Origin of the sequence: Streptomyces sp. NBC_00443, from assembly GCF_036014175.1 — a bacterium.
GTDB lineage: Bacteria > Actinomycetota > Actinomycetes > Streptomycetales > Streptomycetaceae > Streptomyces.
Window position 1 is genome coordinate 2,695,461 of record NZ_CP107917.1, and the last position, 11,807, is coordinate 2,707,267.

10 protein-coding genes are annotated in these 11,807 nt (G+C 70.0%); 8 read left to right on the forward strand and 2 right to left on the reverse strand.

From position 1 onward, the window contains the following. Positions 1 to 75 precede the first annotated feature (75 nt). Positions 76 to 261 (reverse strand): hypothetical protein, encoded by a 186-nt coding sequence (locus OHO27_RS11855; protein WP_328423015.1) that lies wholly within the window; start codon positions 259 to 261, stop codon positions 76 to 78. A gap of 599 nt (positions 262 to 860) precedes the next feature. On the opposite strand from OHO27_RS11855, the gene OHO27_RS11860 reads away from it, so the two are divergent. The 8 genes from OHO27_RS11860 to OHO27_RS11895 all read left to right on the forward strand — a co-directional run bounded on the left by OHO27_RS11860 (position 861) and on the right by OHO27_RS11895 (position 11,458). Continuing rightward, on the forward strand, positions 861 to 4,691 hold the full coding sequence (locus tag OHO27_RS11860) for a sensor histidine kinase (protein WP_328423017.1): 3,831 nt from the start codon (positions 861 to 863) through the stop codon (positions 4,689 to 4,691). Between the two features lie 9 nt (positions 4,692 to 4,700). After that, positions 4,701 to 5,114 carry a roadblock/LC7 domain-containing protein gene (locus OHO27_RS11865; RefSeq protein WP_093910158.1) on the forward strand — a complete coding sequence of 138 codons (414 nt, stop codon included), beginning with the start codon at positions 4,701 to 4,703 and terminating at the stop codon, positions 5,112 to 5,114. Positions 5,115 to 5,227: 113 nt separating this feature from the next. Next, positions 5,228 to 5,626, forward strand: a complete 399-nt coding sequence (locus OHO27_RS11870) for a DUF742 domain-containing protein (RefSeq protein WP_328423019.1) — start codon at positions 5,228 to 5,230, stop codon at positions 5,624 to 5,626. Beyond that, positions 5,607 to 6,182 carry a GTP-binding protein gene (locus tag OHO27_RS11875; RefSeq protein WP_030948707.1) on the forward strand — a complete coding sequence of 192 codons (576 nt, stop codon included), beginning with the start codon at positions 5,607 to 5,609 and terminating at the stop codon, positions 6,180 to 6,182. Before OHO27_RS11870 ends, OHO27_RS11875 begins: the two co-directional genes overlap by 20 nt. A gap of 388 nt (positions 6,183 to 6,570) precedes the next feature. Beyond that, the gene (locus tag OHO27_RS11880) at positions 6,571 to 9,804 is read left to right on the forward strand and encodes a sensor histidine kinase (RefSeq protein ID WP_328423021.1); all 3,234 of its coding nucleotides are present in this window, start codon (positions 6,571 to 6,573) and stop codon (positions 9,802 to 9,804) included. A 10-nt stretch (positions 9,805 to 9,814) separates the two neighbouring features. Then, the gene (locus tag OHO27_RS11885; protein WP_005479603.1) at positions 9,815 to 10,228 is read left to right on the forward strand and encodes a roadblock/LC7 domain-containing protein; all 414 of its coding nucleotides are present in this window, start codon (positions 9,815 to 9,817) and stop codon (positions 10,226 to 10,228) included. Between the two features lie 95 nt (positions 10,229 to 10,323). Beyond that, on the forward strand, positions 10,324 to 10,896 hold the full coding sequence (locus tag OHO27_RS11890; RefSeq protein ID WP_328423023.1) for a DUF742 domain-containing protein: 573 nt from the start codon (positions 10,324 to 10,326) through the stop codon (positions 10,894 to 10,896). Next, complete coding sequence (locus OHO27_RS11895) at positions 10,877 to 11,458, forward strand: GTP-binding protein (RefSeq protein ID WP_026248371.1); 582 nt, start codon at positions 10,877 to 10,879, stop codon at positions 11,456 to 11,458. Before OHO27_RS11890 ends, OHO27_RS11895 begins: the two co-directional genes overlap by 20 nt. A 147-nt stretch (positions 11,459 to 11,605) precedes the next feature. On the opposite strand, the gene OHO27_RS11900 is transcribed toward OHO27_RS11895, so the two are convergent. Continuing rightward, the gene (locus OHO27_RS11900) at positions 11,606 to 11,800 is read right to left on the reverse strand and encodes an acyl-CoA carboxylase subunit epsilon (RefSeq protein ID WP_328423025.1); all 195 of its coding nucleotides are present in this window, start codon (positions 11,798 to 11,800) and stop codon (positions 11,606 to 11,608) included. Between the last annotated feature and the right edge of the window lie 7 nt (positions 11,801 to 11,807).

Below are 11,807 nucleotides of genomic sequence, written 5' to 3' on the forward strand. Positions count from 1 at the left end.
ACGCGGCAAGGGGCAGGTGCCTCGCGTATTGCCTCGGGTGAGGGCGCCTTGAACGATCCGGGGCCGGTGCGCGTACTACAGCGCGACGGAGGCCGTGGCGGGGACCTCCATGAGGATGGTGCGCCGGGGGTTCGCGGTCTGCGTCGGGAGGTCGACGGAGTGCTCCTGCTCCGGGCTCTGCAGGGCGTCGGCGTCCTCGAGGTGCGCCAGCGTCGTGCGCCGCGGGTTGGCTATGTTGTGGAACATCATCGTCGTCTTCACGGTTGTACGTGACCCTGTCGTGTCCGGGCGCCGGTGGAGGCGGGGGGCCTCACGCAGGCGCGGTTTGTCAAAGTCTTACATCATGTAAAGCGCGGGCTAAACCTGGGATTCCCCTCCACGGCCGCGCAGACCCCGCCTTTCGCGTGTGAGTTTGCTCACGACTCTGCGGACAAATCGGGCAATTCAGGCCCGTAATTCACCCCCACGAAACGGACATTGGCCACCTGAAGCCCTCATTCCGCTCCTGATCATGGCGACTGGGACACCTCCCGCGCCCGAGCAGCTCGCGGGTAAAAGTCCGATATGGACGGGATAAGTTTCTACGGCAGGTAATCTCGCCATCACGTGGTGTCACGTATGTCACGGCTAGACCTACGGGCCTTGTTGGAGATCCGGCACTGTGCTGGAATTCCACGGACCGCCGCAGGATCGAGCCGGCGCACAGGGGGCGCATCGAGCGCCGTGCGGCGGCGAGAAGGGGGAGCCAGCGCCGGTCACTCACGACCATCAGGGAGCGTGTTCAGGACGCTCTCCAATACGCCGACACCGTGTCCGTCCGTTCACGCGGAGGGGCGCCTGGTCCAGAGGTTGCGACGCTAGTGCAGGGACGTTTCAAGAGGGATGGCAGCGCTTCGGCGGAGCCGGAGCACGGCGGGACCGACCGAGGTCCCTCGCCCCAGCACGCCCAGAACCCGGGCCCGGCCGTGTCCGTCGACGGCGGTGAGCGCTCCGGGCGCCCCGCCGTGTCGGCCTCTCCGGGGACGGCCGGCGCTGCCACGCCCCCGCCGCCGAAGAAGGCCCCCAGGTCCGCCACCGGTCCGGGCGCGCGAATAGCCCTGCGTAACTGGCGCATCTCCACGCGTCTGGTGGCGCTGCTGACGCTCCCCGTGGTCGCGGCCACTTCGCTGGGCGCCCTGCGTATCAGCGACAACATGGACGACATCCAGCAGCTCGACAACATGAAGCTGCTGACGGACATGACCAAGCGGGCCACCGAGCTCGCCGCGGCGCTCCAGGAGGAGCGCGACCAGTCCGCCGGCCCGCTCGCGCACGGCGCCAAGGCGACGGACTACACGGTCAAGGGCTACCGGGACAAGACGGACCGGGCCAGGGACAGCTTCATCGAGGCGTCCGAGGAGATCGACGACAGCAGCAAGGACGGCAACCTCAAGGGTGTCCGCGACAACCTCGTCCAGCTCGTCGGCGACCTGAGCGACATCGCGAAGATCCGCAACACCGCCTACCAGGCCAAGCAGAACTCCACGCAGACCGTGGAGGCCTACCACCGCCTGATCACCAACCTGCTCGGTCTCTCGCAGGACATGGCGGAGGCGACCAGCAACCCGGAGATGATCCAGAGCACGCGCGCCCTGGCGGCCTTCTCCACCGCCAAGGAGTACGCGTCCATCCAGCGCGCCGCCCTCGCCGCCGCGCTGCCCGCGAGCAACGACACCGCGGGCCGTCTCTCCGAGAACGACCGGCTCTACGCCGAGTCGGCCCTGACGAGCCAGCGTTCCGAGCTGAAGAGCTTCCGGAGCATCTACGGCATCCAGGGCGCCGCCGACCTGCTGCAGTCGATCGAGAAGGGCAACCCGACGATCACGGCGAGCGACAAGTACGCCACCCGTGCCCTCGGCAACCCGAACGCCCTCGACGACCTGGAGAAGCGCTCCTACAAGGACTGGGTCGACGACAGCACCACCAAGATCCAGCAGATGCGGGCCATCGAGACCACGCTGCTGGAGGACATGGAGCAGAAGGCCCGCGAGCTGCGCAACGAGTCGGAGCGCGAGGCGATCATCTCCGGTGCGCTGATCCTTATCGTGCTCGGTGTCTCGCTGGTCGGCGCCTTCGTGGTCGCCCGCTCCATGATCCGCTCGCTGCGCCGCCTGGAGGAGACCGCCACCAAGGTCGCCCAGGACCGTCTGCCCGAGCTGGTCAAGCAGCTGTCGGAGTCGGACCCGCAGGACGTCGACACCTCCGTCGAGTCGGTCGGTGTGCACTCCCGGGACGAGATCGGCCAGGTGGCCGCGGCCTTCGACGACGTGCACCGCGAGGCGGTCCGCCTCGCCGCCGAGCAGGCCCTGCTGCGGGGCAACGTCAACGCGATGTTCACCAACCTCTCGCGCCGCTCCCAGGGCCTCATCCAGCGTCAGCTCTCGCTCATCTCCGAACTGGAGTCCCGCGAGGCCGACCCGGACCAGCTGTCCTCCCTGTTCAAGCTCGACCACCTCGCGACGCGCATGCGCCGTAACGGTGAGAACCTCCTCGTCCTCGCCGGTGAGGAGCCCGGCCGCCGCTGGACCCGCCCGGTCCCGCTGGTCGACGTGCTCCGCGCCGCCGCGTCCGAGGTGGAGCAGTACGAGCGCATCGAGCTGTCCTCCGTGCCGACCACCGAAGTGGCCGGCCGGGTCGTCAACGACCTCGTGCACCTGCTCGCCGAGCTGCTGGAGAACGCCACCTCGTTCTCCTCCCCGCAGACCAAGGTCAAGGTCACCGGTCACGCGCTGCCCGACGGCCGCGTCCTGATCGAGATCCACGACACCGGCATCGGCCTCTCCCCCGAGGACCTCGCCGCGATCAACGAGCGGCTCGCCTCGCCGCCCACCGTGGACGTCTCCGTCTCCCGCCGCATGGGCCTCTTCGTGGTCGGCCGGCTGTCGCAGCGGCACGGCATCCGCATCCAGCTGCGCCCGTCCGACTCCGGTGGTACGACCGCGCTGGTCATGCTCCCCGTCGATGTCGCCCAGGGCGGCAAGAAGCCCGCTCCGGGCAAGCCCGGTCCGGGCGGTCCCGGTGGCCCGGCCGCAGCGCAGGCCGCTGCCGGTGTGGCTGCCGCCCGTCGCCAGGCCCCGGCCGGCGGCGGCTCCCTCGGCGCGGGCGCGCCGGGTGGTGCCGCGGGCGGTGCGCTCGGTGCCGGTGCGTCCGGCGGGGGCCTGCTCGGTGCCGGTCAGGGACCGCGGGCCGCTCTGCCGGGGCGTGACGGTGGCGGACTTCCGGGTGGCCCCGGTGCACCGCGTGGACCCCAGGGTCCGGGCGCGCCGTCGCAGGGCCGGCCGGCTCCCGCCGGTGCGGGTGCCGGGTTCGGCGGCCAGGCTCCGGGTGCCCCGCAGGGGCTGCAGGCCGCCGGCACGGGTCAGGATCCGTTCGGCGGCGGCCAGGACGCCTTCGGCGGCTCCCGTGGCGGCTCCGGTCGTGAGCAGTCCCGCCCGGTCGGGACTTCATCACAGCAGAACCCGCCCGCCGAGAAGGGCCGTCGTGGCCGTCAGCCGCAGCTGCCGCCGCGCGGTGGCCCGCGTGCCGAGCTGCCGGGCGGCAGCCAGCCCTCCCGCCCCAGCTGGAGCGACGAGAACGCGCAGCCGCCGGTGCCGCGCGCCTCGCTCGACACCCCGCGCGGGCACGACGAGGACTCCGCACAGACCTCCCGGATGCCGCGGATCGACGACCGTCAGGGCACGGGCTCGGCCTCCGAGTTCCCCCGCCCGGACTTCGACGCCACCTCGCCGGGCTCGTACAACCCGCAGAGCACGGGTCAGTTCGTCCGCTCGGACGTCTTCGGCTCCACGGGTGGCGGGCAGAGCAACCCGTCGCAGACGGGCCAGTTCCCCGCCCCGCAGGGCTACGACAACAGCTCGACCGGCCAGCACGCCCTGCCCGGCCGCCAGAACCCGGACTCCACCGGACAGTTCCAGCGGCCCCAGGGCAACCCGCAGGGCGGGCGGAACAACGCGTCGCAGACGGGCCAGTTCCCCGCCCCGCAGGGCTACGACAACAGCTCCACGGGCCAGCACGCCGCGCCCGGCCGCCAGAACCCGGACTCCACCGGACAGTTCGAGCGGCCGCAGGCCGGCGGCACGTACGGCGGCGGTTCCGGCTACGGCGCCGCGCAGCCCCCGGCCCCGCAGCGTCCGCAGCAGCGGCCCGCGCGGCAGGAGCCCGAGGCGCTGCCGCCGGCGACGGGTCCCGGTGACGGGCGTACCCCGCTGTACGACACGCTGGAGACCAACTGGTTCCACGGCGGTCCGCAGGGGCAGCAGCCCGAGACGAACGGCCAGGCTCCGGCCTCCGCTCCGCGGGAACCCCAGGCTCCCGCGGCGCCTCCGCAGCCGTCCTCCGCTCCCCAGCGGGGCGCATCGACCTCCTGGCGCAGCTCGCCGAACGACGACCTCGTCCGGCAGGCGGAACGCGTCCGGCAGCCCGCCGCCGGCGGGGTCACCACCTCCGGTCTGCCGCGCCGGGTCCCCCGGGCGAACCTCGTCCCGGGCACGGCTCAGCAGCAACAGCACCAAGCCGGTCCGCAGATCTCGCGTGCGCCTGATGACGTACGCGGTCGGCTGACCAATCTCCGTCGGGGTATCGCGCAAGGTCGCCAGGTCGGTAACGGCCAGACCGGCAGCTTCCCGAACCCCACTCACCAGCAGGAGCATTAGTTGAGCCAGATGAGCCAGGCGGCACAGAACCTCAACTGGTTGATCACCAACTTCGTGGACAACACCCCGGGTGTGTCCCACACCGTCGTCGTGTCCGCGGACGGCCTGCTGCTGGCGATGTCGGAGGGCTTCCCGCGCGACCGAGCCGACCAGCTGGCGGCCGTCGCGTCGGGCCTGACCTCGCTGACGGCGGGAGCGTCGCGGATCTTCGACGGCGGCAGCGTGGCCCAGACCGTCGTGGAGATGGAACGGGGATTCCTCTTCCTCATGTCCGTCTCGGACGGTTCGTCCCTCGCCGTCCTGGCGCACCCCGAGTGCGACATCGGCCTCGTCGGCTACGAGATGGCGCTGCTGGTCGACCGCGCGGGCGCGGTGCTCACACCGGACCTGCGCGCCGAGCTCCAAGGCAGTCTGCTCCACTGATCGCCCCCGGATCCACCCGTCTCACCAAATCACCGTCCGGCCGCCACAATCCCCCCACTGGCCCTCACCAGACGGCTTGACTGACCGACTTGCTGTCCCAGCCCGGAGGATTCATGACCCCGCCCACCGCCTCTCATGATCCGTACGCGGAGCCGTACGAGGATGAGGGCGACGAGCCGCTGGTTCGTCCGTACGCGATGACCGGCGGCCGGACCCGGCCGCGCTACCAGCTGGCCATCGAGGCCCTGATCAGCACCACGGCCGACCCGGCAGCGCTCATGGGACTTCTCCCGGAGCACCAGCGCATCTGCCACCTGTGCCGTGAGGTGAAGTCGGTCGCCGAGGTGTCGGCGCTCCTCTCCATGCCGCTGGGCGTGGCCAGGATCCTTGTGGCGGACCTCGCGGAGGCCGGCCTGGTCGCCATTCACCAGCCGGGTGGCGACGAGAACAACGGTGGCGCTCCGGACGTGACGCTGCTCGAAAGGGTGCTCAGTGGACTTCGCAAGCTCTGAACCGGGTCGGGCGACCACCTCCGCCAAGATCGTGGTGGCGGGTGGCTTCGGCGTGGGCAAGACCACGTTCGTCGGCGCCGTCTCGGAGATCAACCCGCTGCGCACCGAGGCCGTCATGACGTCCGCCAGCGCGGGCATCGACGACCTCACGCACACCGGGGACAAGACCACCACCACGGTGGCGATGGACTTCGGCCGTATCACCCTGGACCAGGACCTGATCCTGTACCTCTTCGGTACGCCCGGCCAGGACCGCTTCTGGTTCATGTGGGACGACCTGGTGCGCGGTGCCATCGGCGCCGTGGTCCTGGTGGACACCCGCCGTCTCGCCGACTGCTTCCCGGCGGTCGACTACTTCGAGAACAGCGGGCTCCCGTTCGTCATAGCCCTCAACGGCTTCGACGGACACCAGCCCTACACACCCGACGAGGTGCGCGAGGCGCTGCAGATCGGCCCGGATGCGCCGATCATCACCACCGACGCCCGACACCGGTCCGATGCCAAGAGCGCGCTGATCACGCTGGTCGAACACGCACTGATGGCCCGGCTGCGGTAGCGCAAGTCGGGAACGTCATACGGCAGTTGTCGTAGATGTACCGGAGCCGACTGTGGCCTTTGACACGGTCGGCTTCGTTGTTCATAACGTTTCGGCAGAGGAATCGGGTGGTACGGCCACTCGTCGCGGTCAAGCGGTCTCGCTGCGCGCACAAAGGCCCCGTCTTTTGACGGGGCTCGCTCTTTATGACCGTTTTATCTAGGGCTTACATCATGCGGAATCCTCGACTTCCACTGTTTGGAAGAGCGCAGGCCGACGTGCTGGAATGCGAGAACTGCCTAATAGTCAAAGACGTACTCAGCAGTGCTACGTACTCGATGACGAACTGGGCTCTGAGACACAGCGGCACATACGTAGGTGCCGACCCCGCCGGAAGGTTGTTGGTCGAGTGAGGCGAAGCAAGAGCAGTCCCGAGCCGTCGGCCCGGGGCAACTTCACCCCGCCGCCGCGCGGAGCGGCGCCCGCCCATGTGCCCGGATCGGAACCAACGGCCACGCCGGCCCCGAGCGGCGGCCGTCTCTCCCCGCGCAACTGGCGCGTGCCGACCCGGCTGAACGCGATCCTGCTCATACCCGTGATGGTCGGCCTCGTCATGGGCGGCTTCCAGGTGAAGAGCTCGATCGACACCTGGCAGGAGGCCGAGGACGCGGAGAACACCGCGCGTCTGGTCGCCGCCGCCCTGACCTACGGCGACGCTCTGCTGGAGGAGCGCGACCAGACCGCCGCGCCCCTGCTGGCGGGCAAGGGCGAGGACGACCCGACGGTCGTCAAGGCCCGCGACATCACCGACAAGGCCGCCGACGCCTTCGACGAGGCCGCCCAGAACATGCCGGACCGGCCCAACCTGGTCCGCCGTCTGGACCGCTTCCGTGAGGTCGAGCCGGAGCTGACCAAGCTCCGCGCGGCCGCCTACACCAGCAAGCTCAAGGGCGTGGACACCGAAGAGGGCTACGTCGAAGTCGAGCACCGACTGCTGGAGTTCTCCAACGAGCTGGGCCTCGGCACCGGAAACATCACCAGCTACGGCCGTACGGTCTACGCCATCTCGCTCACCAAGGGCGCGCTCTCGCTGCAGCGCTCCATCGGTATGCACATGCTGACCCAGCCGGGTCCCAAGGCCGACGACCTGGCCAAGCAGCGCGTCGCCCTGTCGTCGTACGCCTACCTGGAGGGCATCGCCATCCAGGAGTACCAGAGCGGTGGCACCGAGGCGGACAACGCCAAGCTGGTGCAGGCCACGAAGGACATCAAGGCCGAGGGCGCGGCCCTGGCGGCGGCGGCCAGGCAGAAGAACCCGGACTACGTCCCGCCGCCCACCAAGGACAACGCGATGGTCTCGGCCATCGCGCAGTTGTCCTCCACGGACCCCAGTGACCGCCAGGCCCTCGCCTCGCAGGGCGTCACCAGGGACAACTGGTGGGCGGTGAACACCCTCAAGTACAACGCGTACCGCGACATCGAGAACGACCTCGCGGGCACCGCGGTGAACGAGGCCTCCGTCATCTCCGACGACGCCAAGCGCGACGCGCTGATCACCGGTGCCGTCGTCGTGGTCGCCCTGCTCGCGGCGTTCATCCTGGCCGGGATGGTCGCCCGCCAGATGAGCCGCGCGATGCGCCAGCTGCGCAACGCCGCCTTCGGCATCGCCGAGCAGCGCCTGCCGATGCTGGTCGACCAGCTCTCGCGCACCGACCCGGGCCGCGTGGACACCCGCGTCCAGCCCATCCCGATCAACACCCGCGACGAGATCGGCGAAGTCGCCCGCGCCTTCGACCAGGTCCACCGCGAGGCCGTCCGGCTCGCCGCCGAGCAGGCCCTGCTGCGGGGCAACATCAACGCGATCTTCACCAACCTGTCGCGCCGCAACCAGTCGCTGATCGAGGGCCAGCTGACCCTGATCACCGACCTGGAGAACAACGAGGCCGACCCGGACCAGCTGGAGAACCTCTTCCGCCTGGACCACCTCGCGACCCGTATGCGCCGCAACGGCGAGAACCTCCTGGTCCTCGCCGGCGAGGAGCCCGGCCGCCGCTGGGACCAGCCGGTCCCGCTGGTCGACGTGCTGCGCGCCGCCTCCTCCGAGGTGGAGCAGTACGAGCGCATCGAGCTGTCGGGCGTCCCGGAGGCCGAGATCCACGGCCGCGCCGTGACCGACCTCGTGCACCTGCTCGCCGAGCTGCTGGAGAACGCGACGACGTTCTCCTCCCCGCAGACCAAGGTTCGCGTGACCGCCACCCGTCTCCCCGACGGTCGGATCATGATCGAGATCCACGACAAGGGCATCGGCCTCACCGCCGAGGACTTCGCGGACATCAACCACAAGCTGGCCAACCCGCCGACCGTCGACGCCGCGATATCCCAGCGCATGGGCCTGTTCGTGGTCGGCCGGCTGTCCGACCGGCACGGCATCCGCGTCCAGCTGCGCCCCTCCGGCGAGCAGGCCGGCACGACCTCGCTGGTCATGCTGCCCGACGCCATCACGCACGGCGGTGGCGGCGAGCAACAGCCGTCCCAGGACCAGTTCACCGTCTCGCAGATCATCCCGGAGCAGAACTTCCAGGGTGGCGAGAGCTTCAGCCCGCCGCTGCGCACGGCCGCCGAGCTGGGCTTCGACGACAGCCGCTACACCGAGGTGCCGGACGATCTCCGCGACCTGGACCCGGTGGGCCGCTCCCTGATGCGCGAGGAGCGCCGCGCGGCCCTGGAGGCTCAGTCCCACGGCCCGGACAACCCCGAGGCGCCCGGATACGACGACTTCACCGGTCAGCCGGCCTACGACGGTCGCAACGGCTTCCCCGAGCAGCCGGGCGGGTACGACCCGCAGCCGTCGTACGAGGAGCAGCGGCAGACGTCGTACGAGGAGCAGCAGCGGTCTGCGTACGAGGAGCCCCAGCGGGCGTCGTACGACAACACGTACTACGCGCCGAACGGTGGCCCGCAGCAGAACGACACCTTCTCGTCCGGCGGCTACCCCGAGCCCTCCTATGCGGAGCCGGTCCGCGAGGAGCCCGCGGCTCCGAGCGCCCCCGCCCCGGAGTCCTTCCCGGCCTTCGAGCAGCGGCGTCACCAGGACGACTGGCCGCAGCAGAACGGCTACCGCAACGGCTACCAGGACCAGTACGCTCCGGAAACGGAATCTGCGCAGGCCGCTGACTCGAACGAGCGCGACCGCGTAGGCTTCGACCGTCCGGGACCGGCCTCCTCCGCCGCCCACGCAATGACCGACGCCGGGCTCCCCCGCCGCGGATCCGGCGCGAGCGGCAGCAACGGCGCACGGCCCGCGCGACAGGAACCGTCGGCCCCGGCGACGCCGGAGAGCAACGGCGACAACAGCTGGCGTTCGGCCAACGACGACCGCTGGCAGCAGGCCTCGCAGCTCCGCAAGCCCAAGGCGGGTGGGGTCACCTCCTCCGGTCTGCCGAGGCGGGTACCCAAGGCCAACCTGGTCGAGGGAGCCGCTGAGACCACCCCCCAGGGAGGTCCGCAGATCTCCCGCGCTCCCGAGGACGTCCGGGGCAGGCTGAGCAATCTGCGCCGCGGTGTCCAGCGGGGACGCACCGCAAACAGCGAAACGAACGGCCAGGGCTTCGGCCCTGACAGCACCTACAACCAGGAGCGTTAGTGTGAGCCCGATGAGCCAGGCGGCACAGAACCTGAACTGGTTGATCACCAACTTCGTGGACAACACCCCCGGGGTGTCGCACACGGTGGTGGTCTCCGCCGACGGACTCCTTCTGGCGATGTCCGAAGGCTTCCCGCGCGACCGCGCCGACCAGCTCGCGGCCGTCGCCTCCGGTCTGACGTCCCTGACGGCAGGCGCCTCCCGCATCTTCGAGGGTGGCAGCGTGAACCAGACGGTTGTGGAGATGGAGCGCGGATTCCTCTTCATCATGTCCGTCTCCGACGGTTCTTCGCTCGCAGTTCTCGCACATCCCGAGGCGGACATCGGCCTCATCGGGTACGAGATGGCGCTTCTGGTCGACCGTGCCGGTACCGTCCTCACGCCGGATCTGCGTGCGGAGCTCCAGGGCAGCCTGCTCAACTAACAGACAGTCGGTGCGTTTTGGCGTCCCGTGGCCGTAAGGTTTCGGGACGCGGCTCCACATGATGGGTGCCAGGCACAGTCGGAGGAGGAGAGAAAGTGGCAACACCCCCAGACGGTTCATCATCGGGCAACTGGTCGTACGGCCCTGGCCAGGGGCATGGCGACGGTTCCCGGAACCGGTACAACTTCCCCTCCACGCCCAGCCAGCGGCAGCCGTACGCCCCGCAGGGACCCGGGCCCTCGCCGTACGACCAGCCGCCGGCGCCGCGCATCCAGCCGGTGCAGCCGCAGCGACGCGCCCCTGAGCCGGCGCCCGCCGGGGCGGCGAACAACCCCCTGGTACGCCCGTACGCCATGACCGGCGGCCGGACGCGCCCCCGCTACCAGCTCGCCATCGAGGCACTGGTGCACACCACCGCGCAGCCGCACCAGATGCAGGGCCAGCTGCCCGAGCATCAGCGGATCTGCAACCTCTGCCGCGAGATCAAGTCGGTGGCGGAAATCTCCGCCCTCCTGACGATCCCTCTCGGCGTGGCCAGGATCCTCGTCGCCGACTTGGCGGAAGCGGGCCTGGTCGCCATCCATCAGCCCGGCGGCGACGAGAACGCCGGCGGCCAGCCAGACGTGACACTGCTCGAAAGGGTGCTCAGTGGACTTCGCAAGCTCTAGCGGCGGTCCTTCCCGCTCCACTACCTCGGCGAAGATCGTGGTGGCGGGTGGCTTCGGCGTGGGTAAGACCACGTTCGTCGGGGCCGTCTCGGAGATCAACCCGCTGCGTACCGAGGCCGTCATGACGTCTGCTTCGGCAGGCATCGACGACCTCACCCACACCGGAGACAAGACGACCACGACGGTCGCCATGGACTTCGGTCGTATCACCCTTGACCAGGACCTGATCCTGTACCTCTTCGGTACGCCCGGCCAGGACCGCTTCTGGTTCATGTGGGACGACCTGGTGCGCGGCGCCATCGGTGCGATCGTCCTCGTTGACACGAGACGCCTTGCCGACTGCTTCCCGGCGGTCGACTACTTCGAGAACTCGGGTCTGCCCTTCGTGATCGCCCTCAACGGCTTCGACGGCAACCAGCCGTACAACCCGGACGAGGTCCGTGAGGCTCTCCAGATCGGCCCCGACACCCCGATCATCACGACGGACGCCCGGCACCGGGCGGACGCGAAGTCGGCGCTGATCACTCTCGTGGAGCACGCGTTGATGGCTCGCTTGCGGTAGTGGACGTGCGGCCACCGGGCTGCCTCGGACGGTCGTAGGCCGTCTGCGGGCAGTCGGTGGTCCTCGCGCAGTCCCCGCGCCCCTAAGCCCCCAGGGACGTCGAAGGGCCCCTCTCTCGGAGAGGGGCCCTTCTTCATGCTCTTGAGGTCAGCGCCAGCTGTGAGGCGCCCGGAAACCGGGCTCGCGCTCCAGGCGGCGCCAGCCGGCCTTGGCGCGGCCGCGGTGGGCCGGGGTGGCGTCGGTCGGCCGGGCGGCGGCACGCGCGAGCAGGATCGCCGTGATGGCGGCGACTTCCTCGGGCTCGGCGTGGCCCTTCTCGACGCGGATATCAGGGAGGTTCATGGGTGTC

Bases quoted from the DNA above. Each gene is read 5' to 3' on its own strand.
- OHO27_RS11900 (WP_328423025.1), bottom strand. From the start codon at position 11,800: ATGAACCTCCCTGATATCCGCGTCGAGAAGGGCCACGCCGAGCCCGAG.
- OHO27_RS11865 (WP_093910158.1), top strand. From the start codon at position 4,701: ATGAGCCAGGCGGCACAGAACCTCAACTGGTTGATCACCAACTTCGTG.
- OHO27_RS11870 (WP_328423019.1), top strand. From the start codon at position 5,228: ATGACCCCGCCCACCGCCTCTCATGATCCGTACGCGGAGCCGTACGAG.
- OHO27_RS11885 (WP_005479603.1), top strand. From the start codon at position 9,815: ATGAGCCAGGCGGCACAGAACCTGAACTGGTTGATCACCAACTTCGTG.